This window comes from Sulfurospirillum sp. (assembly GCF_036802865.1).
Lineage (GTDB): Bacteria > Campylobacterota > Campylobacteria > Campylobacterales > Sulfurospirillaceae > Sulfurospirillum.
Window position 1 is genome coordinate 240,956 of sequence record NZ_DAIRVK010000005.1, and the last position, 20,019, is coordinate 260,974.

At 37.1% G+C, this 20,019-nt stretch carries 20 protein-coding genes; 12 read left to right on the plus strand and 8 right to left on the minus strand.

Annotated features, from left to right (window positions below; translation table 11 throughout):
* Positions 1–64: 64 nt before the first annotated feature.
* The gene (locus V7Q04_RS11820; RefSeq protein WP_333805345.1) at positions 65–1,951 is read left to right on the plus strand and encodes a putative bifunctional diguanylate cyclase/phosphodiesterase; all 1,887 of its coding nucleotides are present in this window, start codon (positions 65–67) and stop codon (positions 1,949–1,951) included.
* A gap of 62 nt (positions 1,952–2,013) precedes the next feature.
* Positions 2,014–4,215 carry a phosphoribosylformylglycinamidine synthase subunit PurL gene (gene purL, locus V7Q04_RS11825; protein WP_333805347.1) on the plus strand — a complete coding sequence of 734 codons (2,202 nt, stop codon included), beginning with the start codon at positions 2,014–2,016 and terminating at the stop codon, positions 4,213–4,215.
* A gap of 44 nt (positions 4,216–4,259) precedes the next feature.
* Here the strand turns inward: purL and V7Q04_RS11830 are convergent, their stop codons facing one another.
* Positions 4,260–4,583 carry a MazG-like family protein gene (locus V7Q04_RS11830; protein ID WP_333805348.1) on the minus strand — a complete coding sequence of 108 codons (324 nt, stop codon included), beginning with the start codon at positions 4,581–4,583 and terminating at the stop codon, positions 4,260–4,262.
* A gap of 69 nt (positions 4,584–4,652) precedes the next feature.
* On the opposite strand from V7Q04_RS11830, the gene V7Q04_RS11835 reads away from it, so the two are divergent.
* Positions 4,653–5,216, plus strand: coding sequence for a TIGR00730 family Rossman fold protein (locus tag V7Q04_RS11835; protein WP_333805350.1), 564 nt, complete (start codon positions 4,653–4,655; stop codon positions 5,214–5,216).
* Between the two features lie 39 nt (positions 5,217–5,255).
* Here V7Q04_RS11835 and V7Q04_RS11840 read toward each other — a convergent pair whose 3' ends face one another.
* From V7Q04_RS11840 to V7Q04_RS11855, 4 genes are read right to left on the minus strand one after another with little or no spacing between them, the layout of a single operon-like run.
* The gene (locus V7Q04_RS11840; protein ID WP_333805351.1) at positions 5,256–6,026 is read right to left on the minus strand and encodes a hypothetical protein; all 771 of its coding nucleotides are present in this window, start codon (positions 6,024–6,026) and stop codon (positions 5,256–5,258) included.
* Positions 6,023–6,640, minus strand: coding sequence for a CHAP domain-containing protein (locus V7Q04_RS11845; RefSeq protein ID WP_333805352.1), 618 nt, complete (start codon positions 6,638–6,640; stop codon positions 6,023–6,025). Before V7Q04_RS11845 ends, V7Q04_RS11840 begins: the two co-directional genes overlap by 4 nt.
* A gap of 42 nt (positions 6,641–6,682) precedes the next feature.
* Positions 6,683–7,561 (minus strand): metallophosphoesterase family protein, encoded by an 879-nt coding sequence (locus tag V7Q04_RS11850; RefSeq protein WP_333805353.1) that lies wholly within the window; start codon positions 7,559–7,561, stop codon positions 6,683–6,685.
* Positions 7,555–8,691 carry a MalY/PatB family protein gene (locus V7Q04_RS11855; protein ID WP_333805355.1) on the minus strand — a complete coding sequence of 379 codons (1,137 nt, stop codon included), beginning with the start codon at positions 8,689–8,691 and terminating at the stop codon, positions 7,555–7,557. Before V7Q04_RS11855 ends, V7Q04_RS11850 begins: the two co-directional genes overlap by 7 nt.
* A 74-nt stretch (positions 8,692–8,765) precedes the next feature.
* Between V7Q04_RS11855 and V7Q04_RS11860 the strand changes: the two genes are divergently transcribed.
* The 3 genes from V7Q04_RS11860 (at position 8,766) to V7Q04_RS11870 (ending at position 11,127) form a co-directional block, all read left to right on the plus strand.
* A complete protein-coding gene (locus V7Q04_RS11860; RefSeq protein WP_333805356.1) occupies positions 8,766–9,761 on the plus strand; it encodes a DUF3800 domain-containing protein in 996 nt (331 codons plus the stop codon).
* Positions 9,762–9,885: 124 nt separating this feature from the next.
* A complete protein-coding gene (locus V7Q04_RS11865; protein WP_333805357.1) occupies positions 9,886–10,638 on the plus strand; it encodes a DnaJ domain-containing protein in 753 nt (250 codons plus the stop codon).
* The gene (locus V7Q04_RS11870) at positions 10,639–11,127 is read left to right on the plus strand and encodes an acyl-CoA thioesterase (RefSeq protein ID WP_333805358.1); all 489 of its coding nucleotides are present in this window, start codon (positions 10,639–10,641) and stop codon (positions 11,125–11,127) included.
* Between the two features lie 3 nt (positions 11,128–11,130).
* Here the strand turns inward: V7Q04_RS11870 and V7Q04_RS11875 are convergent, their stop codons facing one another.
* On the minus strand, positions 11,131–11,757 hold the full coding sequence (locus tag V7Q04_RS11875; RefSeq protein ID WP_333805359.1) for a DsbA family protein: 627 nt from the start codon (positions 11,755–11,757) through the stop codon (positions 11,131–11,133).
* Positions 11,758–11,761: 4 nt separating this feature from the next.
* Positions 11,762–12,196, minus strand: a complete 435-nt coding sequence (locus V7Q04_RS11880; protein WP_333805360.1) for a disulfide oxidoreductase — start codon at positions 12,194–12,196, stop codon at positions 11,762–11,764.
* Between the two features lie 103 nt (positions 12,197–12,299).
* Between V7Q04_RS11880 and purH the strand changes: the two genes are divergently transcribed.
* From purH to V7Q04_RS11910, 6 genes are all read left to right on the plus strand, one after another.
* On the plus strand, positions 12,300–13,832 hold the full coding sequence (purH, locus tag V7Q04_RS11885; RefSeq protein ID WP_333805361.1) for a bifunctional phosphoribosylaminoimidazolecarboxamide formyltransferase/IMP cyclohydrolase: 1,533 nt from the start codon (positions 12,300–12,302) through the stop codon (positions 13,830–13,832).
* Between the two features lie 141 nt (positions 13,833–13,973).
* The gene (locus tag V7Q04_RS11890) at positions 13,974–14,330 is read left to right on the plus strand and encodes a hypothetical protein (RefSeq protein ID WP_333805363.1); all 357 of its coding nucleotides are present in this window, start codon (positions 13,974–13,976) and stop codon (positions 14,328–14,330) included.
* Between the two features lie 4 nt (positions 14,331–14,334).
* Positions 14,335–15,597, plus strand: coding sequence for a hypothetical protein (locus V7Q04_RS11895; RefSeq protein WP_333805364.1), 1,263 nt, complete (start codon positions 14,335–14,337; stop codon positions 15,595–15,597).
* 3 nt (positions 15,598–15,600) lie between these two features.
* Positions 15,601–15,900, plus strand: coding sequence for a metal-sulfur cluster assembly factor (locus V7Q04_RS11900; protein ID WP_333805365.1), 300 nt, complete (start codon positions 15,601–15,603; stop codon positions 15,898–15,900).
* Positions 15,901–15,985: 85 nt separating this feature from the next.
* The gene (locus V7Q04_RS11905; protein WP_333805366.1) at positions 15,986–16,309 is read left to right on the plus strand and encodes a hypothetical protein; all 324 of its coding nucleotides are present in this window, start codon (positions 15,986–15,988) and stop codon (positions 16,307–16,309) included.
* Positions 16,294–17,883, plus strand: a complete 1,590-nt coding sequence (locus tag V7Q04_RS11910; RefSeq protein ID WP_333805367.1) for a methyl-accepting chemotaxis protein — start codon at positions 16,294–16,296, stop codon at positions 17,881–17,883. Before V7Q04_RS11905 ends, V7Q04_RS11910 begins: the two co-directional genes overlap by 16 nt.
* An 11-nt stretch (positions 17,884–17,894) precedes the next feature.
* On the opposite strand, the gene V7Q04_RS11915 is transcribed toward V7Q04_RS11910, so the two are convergent.
* A complete protein-coding gene (locus V7Q04_RS11915; protein ID WP_333805368.1) occupies positions 17,895–19,853 on the minus strand; it encodes an ABC-F family ATP-binding cassette domain-containing protein in 1,959 nt (652 codons plus the stop codon).
* Between the last annotated feature and the right edge of the window lie 166 nt (positions 19,854–20,019).

Genomic DNA, 20,019 nt, shown 5'->3' on the forward strand with positions numbered 1-20,019 from the left:
ATAAATGTCATGTACGTAGAGTATAATAGCTCCAAGTAGAAAACGAGATATCAGGAGATTATTGATGCGTGCTAGCATGAGTCCATTACGAATTGTTCTTATTTATGTTCTTTTTGCAGCACTGTGGATTTTTTTTTCCGATCATGCCGTTGAATATTTTGTTGATGATGTTACAGCATTTGCAACACTTTCAACGTATAAAGGCTTCTTTTTTATTCTTATAACTTCTTTACTTCTTTATGGATTGATTAAAGCAAAACTTCTTCACATTGAATCCATGCAAAAAAAGCTTAAAGAACATGAGCAACGCTTGGAATATGTTATTCAAGGTGCTGATCTTGGGTATTGGGATTGGGATTATGTTCATGATACACATATCGTAAACGATAGATGGCTCTCATTTTTAGGGCTTACCCATGAAGATATACAAGAAGAGGTGACAGACTGGTCTGAGCGAATTCATCCTGAAGATAAAATGATTGCACAAAGAGCTATTGAAAATACTCTACGAAACAATAAACCATATATCATTGAATTTCGTATGCGACATGCTGATGGTCATTGGGTTTGGATTGAGGGTTCAGGTGCTGTTGTAGCACGTAATGAAAAAACGGGTGTGGTTTTAAGACTTGCAGGAACACATCGTGACATCAGTGATCGTAAAAATGCACAAAAAGAGATACTTTTTTTAGCACTGAATGACCCTCTTACGAAACTTCCAAATCGTGTCTATCTGAAACAAGAACTTGAAAAAAACCTGATTGATGAACCTGAACTCTGCTTTTTATTTTTAGATTTGGATCGTTTTAAAACAATCAATGATATGTATGGGCATACCACAGGGGATAAAGTTATTCAAGTGGTAGCAGAGCGCCTGAAATCATCACTGAGTGCGTTTGATTTTATTGCACGTGTAGGTGGAGATGAATTTGTTATTTTGACACGCAATTATTTGCATGTAAGCACTTTATGCGATAGGTTGATACAGAGTTTAGATGCGCCTATTGAGATTGGATTTGAACAGTTTAGGGTGAGTGCAAGTATGGGTGTAGCGTGTTCTCCTAAAGATGGTTCAAGTTTTGAAACACTTTTTAAAAATGCTGACACGGCAATGTATGAAGCTAAAAATAATCTACAAAAGAGTTATGTTTTTTATACTACGTCAATGACTGAACAACTGTTAAATACCTCAAAACTTGATAATGACCTTAAACATGCTGTTGAAAATGATGAATTTGTCATTTATTATCAGCCACAGATCAATCTTCGTACCAATGAATTGATAGGCTTAGAAGCGCTTGTTCGGTGGAAGCATCCCGTAGAAGGGATCATCATGCCCAATGATTTTATTGCAAGAACGGAAGAGACGAGATTGATCATCTCGCTGGGAGCATTAATCTTTAAAAAAGCGTTAGAGCAAATGAAACAATGGCAAGAGAAAGGCTTTTTCAACGGCATTCTTGCGATTAATATTTCTAGTGTTCAAATTGAAGAGGAAAATTTTGCTGAAAAAATTGAGGCTATACGCCAAGAAGTTGGTGTCAACGCACTTAACATTGAACTTGAGGTAACAGAGAGTTGTTTGATGCACAATCCTACACAAGTCTCCAAAACATTGCAGAAGTTAGAAAACTTAGGTTATAAAATTTCGATTGATGATTTTGGAACAGGCTATTCTTCTTTAAGTTATCTCAAACAATTACCGTTACATAAGCTTAAAATTGATCGTTCATTTATTAAAGATTTACCACAGGATAAAGATGATCAAGCTATCTCAAAAGCCATTATTGCTCTTGGTAAAACCTTGGATCTTGAAGTGTTAGCCGAAGGTGTTGAAACAGAAGATCAAAAAGCATTTTTGATCGAAAATAAGTGCGATAGTATGCAAGGATATCTTTTTGCAAAGCCTATGAGTTCCGAAGATTTAGAGGTAACTTTTCGCCAAAACTAACTTTTAGCTCCCTTTGTGTAAAATAAGCCCATTTTAATTACATCACATAGGGCGAACAATCCATGGAAAATTTAGACGCAGTGTTAAAAAAACATAAGTTGACAAAAGACGAATATGAAAATATTTTGAACATTTTAGGACGTGAGCCTAATATGCTAGAGATCGGTATCTTCTCATCCATGTGGAGTGAGCACTGCTCTTACAAATCCAGTAAAAAATACCTCAATGGTTTTCCAACCAAAGCTCCTTGGGTTATTCAAGGTCCGGGTGAAAATGCCGGTGTTATCGATGTAGGCGATGGTATGGCAGCAGTCTTTAAGATGGAGTCACATAATCATCCAAGTTTTATTGAGCCTTATCAAGGTGCGGCAACAGGTGTTGGTGGTATTTTAAGAGACGTCTTTACGATGGGCGCTCGTCCTGTTGCGAATATGAACTCACTTCGTTTTGGTAATGTTACCAACAATGACGATACATCCCATCACCAACGCTACCTAGTACGTGGTGTTGTAGCAGGCATCGGCGGATACGGTAACTGTATGGGTGTTCCTACTATTGGTGGTGAGACATTCTTTGATGAGAGCTACAATGGTAACATTCTTGTCAATGCATTTACACTAGGTCTTGCCAAAAGTGATGAAATTTTTTACGGAAAAGCTGAAGGTCTTGGCAATCCTGTTGTTTATGTTGGCTCTAAAACAGGTCGCGATGGACTTGGTGGAGCGGTTATGGCAAGTGATAGCTTTACAGAAGCGAACAAAAGTCTTCGCCCAACGGTTCAAGTAGGTGATCCATTTGCTGAGAAACTTTTACTTGAAGCGTGTTTAGAACTCTTTAAAACCGACTATATCGTGGGTATCCAAGATATGGGTGCTGCGGGTCTTACTTCAAGTTCATTCGAGATGGCAGGACGTAGTGGTAGCGGTATGATTATGCACTTAGACAAAGTTCCAGCGCGTGAAGAGGGTATGCAACCGTTTGAATTTATGCTCTCTGAATCACAAGAGCGTATGCTCATCTGTGCGAAAAAAGGGTATGAAGACAAAGTCGTTGAGATCTTTAGAAAATGGGATCTAAACGCTGAAATCATCGGTGAAGTAACCGCGACGGGAAATATGGAACTCTTCTGGCATGGCGAGAGAGTTGCAGATATGCCAGTACAACCTGTCAGCGAGCAAGCACCTATTTATGATAGACCAACAAAAGAGCCAGCTTATTTAGCGTCTATTAAAAATACTACGATTAATGACTTTGCCAAAGTAGAGAACCAAAAAGCGTTTGATACCCTTTTAAACTCCGTCGAAGTCAGCGATAAATCATGGATTTTTGACCAATATGATTCAACTGTTCAAACCAATACAATTAAAGCACCAGGAAGCCTTGATGCAAGTGTTATTCGTATTAAAGAGAATGGTAAAGCACTTTCTATGAGTAGTGATTGTAACCCACGTTATAACTACATTGACCCTAAAATGGGCGCTGCTGCTGCGGTTGCAGAGAGTGGTAGAAACGTTGCAATGAGTGGCGCACGTCCTTTAGCGATTACAGATTGTCTAAACTACGGAAATCCTGAAAACCCTGAAGTTATGTGGCAATTTGCACAGGGCTGTTATGGTATCAAAGAGGCATGTGCGAAGCTTAACACGCCTGTTGTCAGTGGTAACGTATCGCTTTACAATGAGACCAATGGCATTGGTGTTTTCCCAACCCCTGCGATTGTTATGGTAGGACTTAATGATGATGCAAATAAAACACTTCCATCAAGTTTCCAAAAAGAAGATGCTAGCCTTTATCTTATCGGTGAGACTAAAAGTGACTTTGGTGGTAGCTTGTATATGAAAGAACTGTTTGGTACAGTTGAAGGTACACTGGCTCCTCTTGATTATGACAAAGAGCTTAAACTATGGGAACTTGTGGTTGAAGCGAATAAAAAAGGCTACGTGAGCGCTGCCAAAGATGTCAATGTGGGTGGTATTGCTCTTGCTCTTGCTAAAATGGCAGCTAAAAGTGGCAAGGGTGTTACGGCAAGTATTGCCTTTACTGATGTAAGAGATATTTTTGCAGAGAGTTTCTCACGTGCTATCGTTGAAGTCAACAATGAATCTGGTTTTGAAGCAATGGCTAGAGAGATTGGTATCAGCGTTGTTAAAATTGGTTTGGTTGGCGGATCAAATTTGACGTGTAATGATATTTCAAAATCTGTTGAAGCAATTAAAGAGCGTTATTTCAACCGTTTTGCTGAAGTTATTGAACAAGATATTTAACTCTTTAAGAGGTGCGAAAGCACCTCTTTTTTCAATGCTAGATCTTACATGCGTTTTTCTAGCTTTTCCTGATGTGCTTTAAAAATATCTTCCAATTTGATATTGTATTTATTGGCAATGACAACAATATTTCCTAGCACGTCTCCTAATTCCTCGGTGAGATCTTGTATATTCTCATCGTAGCTTTTGACAGCTTCATCGGCTCTATCACGCCCAATTTCTAGTGCTCGAATAGCACGTGCAACTTCCCCTGTTTCCTCAGATAAAAAACCAATACGAATAAAGATATTTAAATCCAACCATCCTTTTTTCGTATAGTAAGCTTCAACAAATTTTTGAAATTGATTTAAATCCATTGCTACATCCATGATTATAAATTCTTTTAATTAGAAAAGGAATATTATTCTAGCTCAAATTTGATAATGAAAAGGGCATGAATGAAAAGCATTGCGGTATATTGTGGTTCAAGTCTTGGAGCAAGTGAAATTTATAAAGAGCAAGCAATTTTACTAGGTCAGTTTTTAGCAAAAAATAATATTTCATTGATTTATGGTGGAGCAAGTGTTGGCATTATGGGAACCATAGCAGATGCCATTCTTAAAGAAGGTGGCTCTGTTGTCGGTGTTATTCCAGCATTTCTTGAACAACGAGAAATAGCCCATAAATCATTAACCAAACTGATTCGCGTGGAGAATATGCATGAACGAAAAGCAAAAATGATGGATTTAGCCGATGGCTTTATTGCTTTACCCGGAGGTCCAGGAACGTTGGAAGAATTTTTTGAAGTCTTTACCTGGAATCAAATTGGATTATTGCAAAAGCCTTGTGGTATTTTAAATATCAATGGTTATTACAATAAACTTATAGAGTTATTTGATCATATGGTTACTGAGAAATTTTTACAAGAACGCTCACGAAATGTATTTTATGTGGATGATAACTATGAGAGTTTATTGAAGAAGATGTATACGTATGAGCCACCTGCCATTAAAACGTATTAATGTGAGTAACACAAGCTTGGCTTGTGTTACATGTAAAGCCTAAAACGTTCCGTATGCCACAAAAAAGGCGATATTCATACATTGTGGTTGTGCTGCACCTTTTTGGGAAGGGCAACGTTTCATATATGTGTTGATGACTTTGCCATCTTTATTGGTGAGCATCGGGTAATTAAAATTCATATAATCTAGGATATTTTTACCATTGGAATGGTGGATAAACTCAACCGTTCCATCGGGCTCAACTTTAGTGACAATTCCTACATGGGTAATATTTTCAGCCACTTGAACGGCAGGTTGTTTGACCGCTACTTTTTCTTTGCCTTTACCTTTGCCCTTTGTTTTTACGGCAGGTTTTCGCTCGGTATTTTCAAAAAAGACTAGATCGCCAATATTGGGCAATGTTGTCTCAAAAGCATTTCCCTTTTTAGACATAAGATTGAACATTGCGCGTGATTTTCGTGCATTATCAAAACTTTGACTTAACTCTTTTTCTTGATAAAAAGGTGTTCCTGTTTTGTAGTTGATAAGACTTACAAAGCCAGAGCAGTCGCCTCCATCACGTTTACCTAAATACATCAATGCGTTGTGAACAATAGATTCACGTCTGGAAAGTTCAGGCATAGGGCGCAAGTCAAAACTTTCACGCTCTTGTTTTAGGAAATAGTTGTTGGAAGGTTTTTCACCAAGGTACATTTTAGGCTCTGCTGGGGTGTTGTTAGCCGTAGGATTGACCGGTGTTTCAACATTGTTTGTTGTTACACATCCTGTGAATAAAAGAGCGGCGATACTAAAAGCAAACCATTTTTTCATTTTATTCTCCCATAAGCACTAAAATAAGCAGGGGCTAGGCATTGTGATCCCTCATTTCTAGGGCATTTTTCCATGTAAGAGTTGACGGCTTTATTGTCATACATCGCGACTGTTGGATAGTTAAGATTCATTTGGCTAATCAAATTTTTTCCTTTAGTGTGGTGAATAAAATAGACAGTATCATCAGAATCTACTTTGGTGATGATACCAATATGCGTTATGTTATCAACGCTTTTTTTCGCTTTGGCATATTTTTTGACGGTGTTTGCAAAGAAGACTAAGTCTCCAACTTTAGGTTTTTCTTGGTAGAGACGATTTTGGTTGTCAAGGAGATTGTAGATAGCAAGGGAACGCCTTGCATCTTCAAAATATCCATTAAGTTCTGCTGTTGTAAAGTAGGGCTGATCGCTCTCTTTATTCACAAGACTGACAAATCCTGAACAATCTCCACCATCGTGTTTAGCTTGATGCTTAAGTGCATTTTTTATGATTTCTTGACGTTTTGGAGTATCATCTTTGCGTGGAAGTTCGGGCGCATTTTGTGTAAACTCTTTTTGGGCACAACCACTGAGTAAAAACAGGCAAGAACAAAGCACAAGTAGGTACTGTTTCATCAAAATCCTCATAAAAAACTGCGGAATAGTAACCATTTTTACCTAAAATTTTGGTATATCAATATGACGTTCAAGCGTATCTAGCCACTTTTGTTGGCTATGGTCATATGTTTTTATACTAACATGATTTTCCTCTAAAAATAAAGAATTTGTCCAAATAACCTCTTTATTCATATCGCTGTTGTGGATGTTGGTGACATGTCCATACTTGTTGATAGTAGCAGCAAAACTAGGTTCAGTTGCAGGCGTATGCGTGTGTCCACTCACCCATAAAAAGAGTTGGGGATTTCCTTGGAGTAGTGTTTGAATTTTCTCTTTGGGTTGTGCTATAAAATCGGGTGTATTGACCCAGTGTTTATACGATTCCAATGTATTTTCTAACGGTGCATGGAAAAAGACAATGGTTGGCATTGTTGGATGGGTTTGAAGTGTATGATCAAACCATTTAAACTCATCATCGGAGAGTTCAGCAAGGTGGCTTGGTGTATTTGCGGAGAGAAATAGAAGCAGATAAGGCTCTTTTATGACACTGTAGTAAAGTTTTGGAAGTGCAAATGTGGTTTGAAAACGTTTTAACTTCTCTTCTTGAATCTGATGTGTGGCATGTTGTAGTTTGTCATATTCATCTAATGTATCAGCGTAGATAAAATCATGATTTCCTGTAATAACATACAATGGCTTGGTCAGTTTTGAAAAATAAGCTTTGACATAAGTGTATTCTTCTTCTGTGCCCGTTTTTGAGCAGAGATCACCCATGGCTACGACCATATCAACATTATTCCATTGATTGATATGCTCTATCACGTGCTCTTTCATCTGTGGATTTTTACCAGGCAGATGAGGATCGCCAAGAATGACAATATGCGTAGAGGCACTGTAAAGGCTAAGGGCTGTTAAAAGCCCTAAAAAATACTTTAACATAGGCTATCCATCGCCTTTTGCATTCGATTTAAAATTGTTTCTAAAACACTTTTTTGTGTTCCAAAATTGAGTCGTACAAAATTTTTGTCACCAAATGGTTCTCCATCACTCAGCCCTACGCCATGTTGCAAGAAAAACTCATAAGGGCTTTTGACATTTAATGCTGATGCGTCTATCCAAGCTAAAAAAGTTGCCTCTTGGTCTAAGAGTTTGAGTTTTGGATTTTTGCTCACAAATGTTTGTACCATTTTTAAATTTTCAGCCAAATAGATACGAAGCTCATTCAGCCATGCATCGCCTTCAAGGTAGGCTGCTTTAAGGGCGGTGATGCCCAAAAGGTTAATACCTCCAACCATACTTCCCATCGTTCTTTTAAAGCTTTTGCGAAGTTCGGCACTTGGAATGATGGCAAATGAGGCTTGTAGCCCTGCAATATTAAACGTTTTACTCGGTGCCATCAGTGTAATGGTTCGTTCTTGAAGTTCAAGATTCAAAGAAGCGATTGGAACATGCCTAGATTTAGGGCTTAAAAGCAAGTCTGCATGAATCTCATCTGAGCAAATGGTAAGGTCGTGTTTAAGGCAAAATGCACCCAGCTGCTCTAACTCAGCTTTGGTAAAAATAGTACCAGCGGGGTTGTAAGGATTACAAAGCATGAAGAGTTTACATGTAGGGGTGATTGCTTTTTCCATTGCTTCTAGATCCAGTACCCAGCGGTTATTTTCTTCTTTCATACGAATGGCTAAAACTTCTTTATGGGCATATTTTGGTGCTTTGATAAAATGCGGATAAATAGGGGTTGTGGTCATAACGCTCTGGGTTTCTACACTCAGACATGCAAGATTCATGCTACTCACAACGCCGTGTGTAAAGATGAGCCACTCTTTTTTTATATCCCAGTCGTAGTGACGCTTTACAAAAGAAATAATGGCATCATAGGTCGCATCATCAATATCGGTATAGCCAAAAACACCCTCGTTCACTCTTTGTTGAAGTGCATCAATAACACAAGGAGGCGACTTAAAGTCCATGTCTGCCACCCATGCAGGGATGACATCTTGCTCTTTATACTTGTTCCATTTTTCGCAAGGTGTCTTCGTTCTGTCCACAATCTCATCGAAATTAAACATTCAAATTGTCCTTTTTTTTAGTGTAATGATTGTAACATATTTTCATAAACCACGTTTTACATGTAAAGGTGAAAATGAGTGCAGATAAGATAAAAATTGTACAAAATATCCTTAGAAAAAAAGATAGATTTGATTTAGCAGTTAAATTAGAAAATGCCTATTTTGAAGATTATGAAGTAAGAAACTGGAATGATGAGCCTTATGGGGAAGTAAATATTTTTGTTCATCCTAATCATTTTTTAGAGTTAAGTTCTATACAGAAAAAAGATAAAGAGTTATTGCAGACACTTTTTAATGGATTGGGTCTTTCATATCCTTATATTTCGTACATTAAATTTACAATCAATACTCAAGTTCCTATTGAAACAATCAATGACATTGTTTATATTTTTGTAGATGAAGCAGGTGATATGGATTTTTCGGCTAAAGGCAGTCGTTACTATATGTTTAGCTTTTTAGTGAAGACACGACCATTTAATCTGCATGAGTATATCGCTAATTACCGTTATGAATTGTTGGAGCGAAATTTAGATCCACATCTTGGCAAGAGACTTGATATTGAAGCGTTTCACGCATGCGAAGATAATAAGTATATCAAGCAAGATTTATTTTCGATTATTTCGACGTTTAATCCCGAAGCTGTTAAAGTGTATTCGTATATTTTGGAAAAATCGAAAGTTTTACCAAGTAAGCGAGAGGAAAGAGATAAATTTTATATCGATAATCTTAAATTTGCCATTGAAAGATTGCTTGATAAACTAGAAATCAAAAAAAACTTTATTATTATTACTGATAGTCTGCCAGTGCGAAACAATAAAAATAACCAAATGAAAGCTTTAAAAGAAGGTATTGGAGATTATATTAAAAATCATAAATTAAAAATTCGTTATGATATTTTTCATCATTGCAGTGCATCAAGTGCAAATCTTCAAATTATTGACTATATAAGTTGGGCAATTTTTAGGAAATACGAGCGTAATGATAGTTCATATTATGAAATTATTGAAAAGTATATTTTAGAGGAAGACAATATGACTAAAGATAGGATTGTTGAACATTATAAGAAGTAAAAATGACCACCCGACCTATCTTATCGAAGCCTCCCTTGGAGTCTTTTCGGAAGGGTGGAACCTTTGAATGGATTTTATCGAAATAGACTTAATCATTTTTGAAATTTTAAATTAAGGAATAAAAATGACCTACGTCATTATTGCAGTAGTTATTGTTGTCTTTTATTTATTGACAAAGAACTATCAAACAGAGGCATATCAACATATTAATGTAGATATTAAGCAAACGCTTCGAGGCGATCTGCGTGAACATGAAGCTGGGCTTTTAGTCGCACTCATGGCAAAAGTAGCGAAAGCCGATGGCAGAGTCAATGAGCTTGAAGCGGAGCTTTTAAAGCTAACATTTAGCGATATTGCCCGTGTATTTGAAAACAGTGACAGTGTACGAGAAGAGCTTAAAGCGATTTATCAACAAGAAATGCAAAGTTTTGACAACACGCTGATTATCTCCAAGAAGTACCTGAAACTCACTAAAAATGACTATACCAAACGTCTCAAAGTGATGGAGTATTTGCTCAATTTAGCTTTCATAGACAATGAGTTTTCTCAAGCAGAGTTTATGATAACTGAAGACATTGCCAATGCGTTGGAGGTCAAACGTGCTGATTTTGAAAGGCTTATTGCTTCTTTTGAACAATTTTATGCCAACAAAGCCACTCAAAAGCAGTTTGGAATAAAAAATGCCTATGAGATTTTAGGCGCGAATGAGAGTGAAGATATGGAAAGTATTAAGAAGAAGTATCGAGCCCTTGTTAAAGAGTACCATCCCGATATTTTAATGGGGCAGGGTAAAGATAAATCTATTATTGGCGCTGCAACCACTAAGCTTCAAGAGATCAATGAAGCGTATGAAATGATAAAAAAGGAAAGAAATTAGATGCTATCCACGCCTTTTGAAAAACACACCTTAAGTATGTCTGTTTTAATGACTCCCGATAAAGCCAATTTTTCGGGTAATGTTCATGGAGGAGACCTTTTAAAACTTCTAGATCAAGTTGCCTATGCGTGTGCTTCACGCTATTGTGGAGGTTATGTTGTTACGATGTCGGTTGACCAAGTTATTTTTAAACAATCTATTCCTGTTGGAACACTGGTGACGTTTTTAGCGAGTGTCAATTTTACAGGTAAAACATCGATGGAAGTCGGTATTAAGGTCATTGCGGAAAACATTCAAAAAGGTATTGCAACGCATACAAACAGCTGTTTTTTCACGATGGTTGCTGTTGATGAAAACGGAAGACCCACTCCCGTGCCTACCTTAGTGCCAGAAAGTGATGTGGAAAAGAGGCGTTGTCATGATGCCCAAAGACGCAGAGACATTAGACTTCATGGTTACAATGAAATCACACCTCCACGTCAGGGGTAATTTTTAAAGTTCGGATTTTATAAGATCTTCTAGTTCTTGTTTACCAAATTTGATAAGAGGCTTGCCATTAACAAAAAACTCTGGGGTTGCTTTAACTCCAAGGGTTTTGGTGTCAGCGATATCTTGTTTGATGAGCGCATCTATCTCAGGTTTTTTCATATCGTCTTTTAATTTTTCAATATCAATTCCCACTTCGGGTAAAAAAGTCCAAATAAGCCCAATATTTGGGGTACCGTGGCTTGCCCATTTGTCTTGGTATTTGTAGATGACTTCAATGGCTTCAAGGTATTTACCTTGTAGTCGTGCTGCTTCAATCATTTGTACAACATAGTATGAATCCGTATGAAACGGTGCATAACGCAGTACCAGTTTGAGCTTGTCAGGATTTTGTTTCAATATGTTTTTGACAAAAGGGTAAAAACTTTTACACGTACCACATGCTGGGTCGAAAAACTCAACAATGGTTGTTTTGGCGTTAGGGTTTCCAAGAACATAAGCGTAAGGTCTTACAAGAGCAGAAGCATTTTCGTTAGAAACGGAATGGTCAGCTTTTTTATAGAGATAACTTCCTCCAACAAAAAGAAGAACAAGTACAAAGAGCGATGCAATAATAAGGGTCTGTTTTTTCATAAGTTTAAGAAGCCTTTCGTTTTAAAAATAGTAGTAATAGAAAAATAATCACAAATGAAACTAAAGAGAGCAGTTGAATGGTTATAAATCCAAACCAATTGATGTAATCACTGGTACATGAAACACCCTGTGAACAAGGAGCAAGCGTTTCTGGCACGATGCCAAAATAAAGTAAATTGTGATAAATAGCAAAGAAAAGCCCGAGTAAGACGAGGGGCATTGCGTATTTGAAAACGCTTTTATCGTTTGAAAAAAGTGCGACGAGAAAAATCACAGCCAGTGGGTACATACAAATGCGCTGATACCAACACATAACACAGGGTGGAAAGAACATGATTTCACTGAAAAAAAGACTTCCCAGTGTTGCAATCATCGCTGTAAGCCAACACAAGAACAGTGTTGTCCAGAGAAGATTTGACGACTTTTGTGGTTGGGACATTAAAGGCTCCAAATTTTTGGGTATTGTATTTAATCGTTACTAAAACCAACGTATTGTAAAATAAATAAATAAACAAATATTTAACATGCCAAAAAGGACGAGTGTGAGAGCGTTAATTAGTGTCAGCGATAAAACGGGTATTGTCGAGTTTGCCAAGGATTTGGTGTCATTGGGTTTTGAGATTGTCTCAACGGGTGGAACCTATAAGTTATTAAAAGAAGAGGGTGTTAAGGCTCTTGAAATCAGTGAAGTGACTAAATTTCCTGAAATGTTTGATGGACGTGTAAAAACACTTAATCCGATGATTCACGGTGGTATTTTGCACCGTAGAGATTTACCTGCGCACGTTGAAGTGGCAAAAGAGCATGGTATTGAGGGCATTGATCTTGTCTGTGTCAATCTTTATCCGTTTAAAGAGACGATTGCAAAGACGGAAGATTTTGATGAAATTATTGAAAATATTGACATCGGCGGTCCTGCGATGGTCAGAAGTGCAGCGAAAAACTTTGCAGATGTGCTGATCGTTACTGATGTTTTAGACTATGATAAAGTCGTTGAGGCACTTAAATCGGGATCAAATAGTTTAGAATTTAGAAGAGATTTGATGATTAAAGCGTTTGAGCATACCGGTGCGTATGACAGTATGATCGCAAACTATATGAACAAACGTTTTAACAACGGGTTTGGTGAGAAACAGTTCATCGTTGGAACCAAAGCGTTCGATACACGTTATGGTGAAAACCCTCATCAAAAGGGCTCTTTATACGAGTTTGATTACTTCTTTACCAATAACTTTAAAACTCTCAAAGGTGAAGCTAGCTTTAACAATATGACAGACATTAATGGTGCTGTTAAAATTGCTGCTTCATTTGGTGATGCTCCAGCGGTGTGTATTATTAAGCATGCAAATCCTTGTGGTTTCGCTATTGGCGGAGATTTGTTAGACAGTTATGTGAAAGCACTTAAATGTGACCCTGTGTCTGCTTATGGTGGTGTTGTAGCCATCAATGGAACGCTTAATAAAGCACTTGCAGAGAAAATTAACGAGATTTTCGTGGAAGTCATTATTGCTGCAAATGTGGATGAAGATGCGTTACATGTTTTTGACGCTAAAAAACGTATCAAAATCTTTACGCAAGAGAGCAAATACCTTGTTCTTAGCGAAGATGCATATGACTTTAAACACGTTGATGGTGGTTTTGTGTTCCAAGAGAGCGATATGGTGAATGATGATGAAATTACAAATGCAAAATGTTTAACAACACGAACAGCTTCTAAGCAAGAGTTGAGTGATCTTGAAATCGCGTATAAAGTTGCAAGCCTTACTAAATCAAACTGTGTTGTTTATGTTAAAGACAGCGCAATGGTAGCTATTGGTATGGGTATGACGAGTCGTGTGGATGCTGCGAAGGCTGCTTTACGCAAAGCCGAAGATATGGGCATTGATGTGAGTGGTGCAGCACTTGCGAGCGAAGCATTCTTCCCATTTCGTGATAGTATTGAAGCAGCTGCTGCGGCAGGCGTTAAAGCGATCATCGAACCAGGTGGAAGCATTCGTGATGAAGATGTCATTGCTGCTGCGAACGAGTATGGCATGGCACTTTACTTTACAGGTGTGAGACACTTTTTACATTAAAATATTTTGGAAGAGCCTTTTTTAGGGCTCTTCTGCTCATATCTTTTTAATTAAGACAATATTTCTCTTTTTCTTGATCTAGGTTAAGGAAATTACCGCAACATTCCATTATAGTTTCATAAAATTTATAAGGATGAAACGATGATGACTCCAGACAACTATCCCCATGACGCAAAACTTTTACATGTAGAAAATGCAACGGTTCCTTTTTTCTCATATGAAAAAGATGGCATTGAATATATAAGCTTTGATACATCTTTGTGTGTTCCCCCTGAACCAATGGTCAATGCGATGATTGCGCTTGAACTGTTAGACAATGCTCATAAAAAAGTAGTCATGATCAACCATCGCTCTCCCGTGGGCTTACTTGCCAAAGTACAATCTTTTTACGACATTGATGTCACGGAGCTTGAAGGCGGGAAACTCCAGCTTGTTTTCTCATACAAAGAAGGTATAAGTGACACCGTAGATTTAAGCCAAAAAAAGTGTGCTGGTTAATCTCATGAAAGTCTCACTTGCGACTGAAATGGCACCTCCCTTTGTGTTGGTAGCACATTTTTTTATTGCTGGTATTGTATTTTTGAGTCTGAGTGGTATAGCACTTTTGTTTATGAGTGCTGATATTACAGGCTATATTATCTCATCATCCTTGGCAGCTTTTTCGCATCTCTATTTGCTTGGTTTTGTGATGATGGTTATCTTTGGTGCAATGTACCAACTTTTGCCAGTTGTTCTTGAAGCTCCGATCTTTTCTAAAGATTTTGCTTATGTTCAATTTTACATGTACATTATTGGTTTTTCATTGATGGTGAGTGGGTTTAGTTTTGCAGAACTTCATCTACTTATTCCTTATGGTGCCGTTATTACCTATTTGTCTATGCTTATTTTTTGTTTGAATGTTTTTTTGACATTTTATCGTTTAGAAAAGATTACGCTTGTGGGTAAGTTTTTGCTCATCGGCACGATTTTTTTGATTATATCTGTGAGTTTAGGTCTCCTTATAGGTCTTAGTTTGGGGCATGGTCTTTTGTCTATTGACATTGATGTTTGGGTTAAAGCACATATCATAGGAACACTTGGTGGCTTTGTCATGATGATTGTTATGGGTGTTGCAATGGTTTTAATACCCATGTTTTCACTCTCTCATGGTTTTGAAGAAACATGGATTACACGTGCTTTTTACCTTCATACTTTTGGCACGGCTTTATGTATGGTTGCTCTAATAGCCCAATTACCTTTTTGGGTTCAATCAATTGCAGTCGTTCTTATGATGGCAGCTATTGGATGTTTTGTTGTACAGATCAGTATTATCTTTAAACAACGAGCGCGTAAACAAAATGATTATTGGGCAAAAAATATTGTTTTTGCATTATTGTGTTTAGTAGCTTCTATGTTTGCATGTGCATTCTATTTTCTTTTAGGAAATAGTGTTATTGGTATCCTTGCTGGAGTGCTTTTCTTTTTTGGTTTTTTACTCTCTTTTATTGTTGGGCATATTTATAAAATTTTGCCTTTTTTGATCTGGTATGAGAAGTTTTCACCTTTGGTAGGAAAACAAAAAGTGCCACTTTTACATCAAATGATTCATACCAAAATTGCAGATGCTCAGACATGGATGCTTTTTGCCTCTGTTTTGGCACTTTGTTGTGGTGTCGTTCTATCGTTAGAAAAGCTTTTTTTCATAGGAAGTCTGTTGCTACTGATATCATTGAGTTTGGTAGCTTTTAATGCTGTTTATGCATTTAATTACAAAATTAAGGAGTAAATGATGATAACTGAAGAAGATGTTTATAATGCTATATCAACTGTTATTGACCCCGAAGTTGGGTTTGATATTGTTTCATTAGGATTAATTTATGGTGTTAAAATAGAAGAAGAAAAAAATGTGTATGTTACTATGACACTATCAACAAAGGGATGTCCTTTGCATGAACTTATTCAACAATGGACAAAAGATGCTGTTTTAAAGATTGAAGGTGTGCAGAATTGTGACATTGAAATTGTTTGGGAACCCGCTTGGAATATCTCAATGGCGAGTGAGCGTGTCAAAACGGAGCTATGTGGCTAAATTGTGTCACTTTCAATATCTATTAATATCTAAATAACAAAAATATATACTATAATAAAAGTTGATTTTTGTTTTTGGAGGCGAGATGGATTTAGTAACCAAAGTGCACCGTGAGCATGTAGAAATTCTTGTTACGGGCACTATCAAGACAATTGCAAATGCACAGGCTATTAAAGAGGCAATCCGAAAAACGCATGAACAGCACCCAGATGCTATCATCAATCTGATGATTAAAGACTCTTTTATCATTACTTCATCTGTCATTGGTTTTTTAATTAAGTCAATCAAAATGGATAAAATGAACTTACAGGTAAATGTGGGCTGTGAAGAATTATACACTATGTTAGACGACATGAATTTAGTTGAAATTATGAATGTTAGAAAGGCCTACACATGCGCAAAGGTATAGGCCTAAAAATCGGCTTAACGCTGATTCCTCTATTATTGGTGAGTTTTATTGTTTTACAGTTTTTCATTGTCAGTGAATTTAAAAAATCTTCTCAAATTCAAAGTGAAAATAACTTAAATTTACTGAGCCAATCGGTTTTCCAGACGGTACGTGCCGCTATGAATCTGGGAGATCGTGCTTTGATTGAAAAATCATTGCAAGATGCGGGAGAGATGAAAGGGATTAAAGAGCTTAAAATACACCAATCTCAAGTCGTTATCGATACCTTTGGCATTAATGCTAAACCATCAACCGATGTTGCAGTTGTCGATATTTTTAAAAACCCAAAACAACAAAACATGACACTTGATGATGACAAAGGTCATCGTTTAAGACTTTTAAAACCATTGGTTGCTGAGCAAGATTGTCTAGCCTGTCATGCTACGTCTCAAAAAGGGGATGTACTTGGTGTCATGGATATGACATTCTCATTTTCTGAAATTGATGCTTATATTAGTGAAGTAAGCTGGGAACTTATCAGCATTTTTGCATTTTCATTACTTGTAACCTCAGTTTTAATTATGCTTGTCCTCAAACGTGTGGTTGGAGATCCTTTAGCGATACTTATGGAGCGTGTACATGACCTTTCAAGTGGAAATGGCGATTTAACCGCACGTGTACAAATCAAGAGTCAAGATGAAATGGGTGATATTGCCAAATACATCAATATTTTCATTGAAAAAATTCAATCTATTATTTTGAGCTCACAAAAAATTTCACAAAATGTTGAACATACAGGTGAAACACTAAATGATAACGCTCTAGAATTTTCAAAAGGAGTGGTTGAACAAGCACATCAAATTAAGATGTCTTTTGATTTGATGAAAGACATTGAAGCCGATCTAGATCTTTCCGAAGAGCTTGCCATTCATACTGTTGAAGATAACAGCGCATCATTTAGTGTCTTGGAAAAAATGAGTATTTCACTCAATGAAGTGGTTCAAAAAATTAATGGTGCCAGTGATTCTGAGCAAGAGATGGCACATCAAATTCAAAATGTTGTCTCTCAAACGGATCAAATCAAAGGTGTATTGGCTATGATTAAAGATATTGCTGATCAAACCAATTTACTTGCCCTTAATGCTGCGATTGAAGCCGCACGTGCAGGAGAACATGGACGTGGGTTTGCTGTTGTTGCCGATGAAGTGCGTAAGCTTGCAGAGCGAACCCAAAAAGCACTTGCTGAAATCGACGCTACAATTAGTGTCATTGTCCAAGGTGTCACACAGCTTAGTACGCATATGGAAATAAACGCTGAAAACATTAGTCATATTTCACATAATGCTTTTGATGTGCAAAGTGCCACAGAAGAGACTAAAAATCGTACGCTTGCATCTATAGAAGTTTCTAAAAAAGCTTCCAAAAAAGTGGTTGAAATTTCACATTTGACAAATCAAATGATGGAACAGATGAAGCGGACACTCAGTTTATCGGACAACAATGAAAAAATTGCGGTGGAACTTTCACATATCTCTCAAACAATGTTGGAATCTTCACAAAATCTAGACTCTACACTTTCAACTTTTAAAGCATAATGCAAGGAGGCTTAGCCTCTTTGCATCATTTCTACTTTTTCTTCTATCTCCAATAACTCTTCAATCATCGGCTCTAAAAGAGCTTCTTTCTCTTCTAAGGTTTGACTGAGTTTTGTAAGTCCCATTTGCTGATAGCACTCTGGATCTTCAAGGCACTTCTTTATGGAACTAATTTCATCTTCAAGTGCTTCAATTTGTAATGGCAGTGTTTCAAGAGCACGTTGTTCTTTGTAACTTAATTTTGTAGGCGTTGTCTCTTTTGTTTTTTGTATTTTAGTCTCTTCTTTTTCAACCCAAGGAGCAGCTTGGTTTGATTCCATCGCATCAAGTTCTTTAATCTCTTTTTCAATCTCTAAGTATTCACTGTAACTTTGGTAACTCTCTTCGATGATTCCTTCACCTTTAAAGACATAAAGTTTCCCAGCAATTTTGTCGACAAAATAGCGGTCATGGCTTACAAAGATAACGGCACCGCCAAAGCTTTGGATGTACTCTTCTAAAATATTGATCGTTGGAATATCAAGATCATTGGTTGGCTCATCAAGAACCAAACAATCAACATCTTGTGAAAAGAGTAGGGCTAAGGCGACACGGTTTTTCTCACCACCGCTGAGTATGCCAATTTTTTTGTTTAAGTCTTCTTTTGGGAAAAGAAAATCTTTGAGGTAGCCAAAAACATGGAGATTTTTACCTTTAACATCTACACGATCTCCACCATTGGGGCAAAAAGTTTCGATAAGATTTTTATTGTCATCGAGCATCATGCGTTGTTGATCAAAATAACCAACCTTAAATTCTCCCTTATCAAAGTTGCCACTATCCACATTCATGTCACCTAGAAAAATTTTAAGAAGTGTTGATTTCCCAGCACCATTTTTCCCGACAATGGCAATACGATCTTTTTGCAAAATACGAGCGCTAAAGTCTTTAATAAGGAGTTTATCTCCAAGTTTTTTACAAACGTTATACATCTCAAAAAGCATTTTTTGCTTGTTGATAATCTTTTCACCATTGAAGTTATGCTTTTCACGCTCTAACTCAAGTTTGAGTTTACGCACGAGTGCAGGGTTTTTCTTGGCAGATTCACGCAACTCAAAAACTCTCTGTTTTCGCCCTTCATTACGTTTAAGTCTTGCTTTGACGCCACGCTGAAGCCATTCCTCTTCGCCTTTGAGGTATTTAAGTAAATTATCGTGCTGTTTTTGTAAAGAGAGTATGAGTTGTTCTTTACATATCAGGTAATTTTCATAGCCTCCGTCAAAGCTTCTTACTTTTCCATCATCAATTTCAATGGTCCGTGTTGCGATATGATCGATAAAGTAACGATCATGTGAGATAAAAAGTAAGGTGAATTTTGACTTTAAAACCATCTGTTCTAAAAACTCAACCATATAAACATCTAAGTGGTTGGTTGGTTCATCCAATAAAAGAATATCAGGTTTTTGAAGGATCAAACCTGCAAGTGTAACTCGACGCTGTTCACCTCCACTTAAGAGATTGACATCGCTTTGTTCAAACTGTTTGAGATCGAACTCTTGCAAAACTTGTTCTATTTTTTCATCCAAACTCCACGCATCATGTAGGTCTAAGAAAGTAACCAGTTGGCTTTGTTCTGTAAGGAGTGCTTCATTATGATAGTCATGTTCTAAAGTTTTAATGACTTCTTCATAGCGAAGACGTGCAGTTTTGAGCTCTTTAAGTTCCTCTTCAATCGCTTCTTTAACATTCATTCCCTCTTTAAAACGAGGTGTCTGGTCTAACATGCCTACTTTAATATTTTTTTGAAGAATTCGTCTTCCTTCATCTGCTTCCAATGAGCCAAAAACGATCTTCATAAGGGTTGATTTACCACCACCATTTTTACCAATGATGGCAACGCGTTCACCTTCGTGCAGAGAAAAATCAACGTCTGTTAAAATTTTTTGTGTTTCGTATGCTTTACTAATGCCGATTAAATCTAAAAGTGCCAAATAAATACCTTATTACATTTTTGCGCGTATTATACCATTAAGATGAAAATGTAGAGATGTGGGGTAAAGTATAATTACATTACCCCATAAAAGGAAGATTAAGAGCGGAATTGATTAAGCTTGTTGTTAAGGTTTTCAGCTAGCCTAGAGAGATGATCAGCAGCTG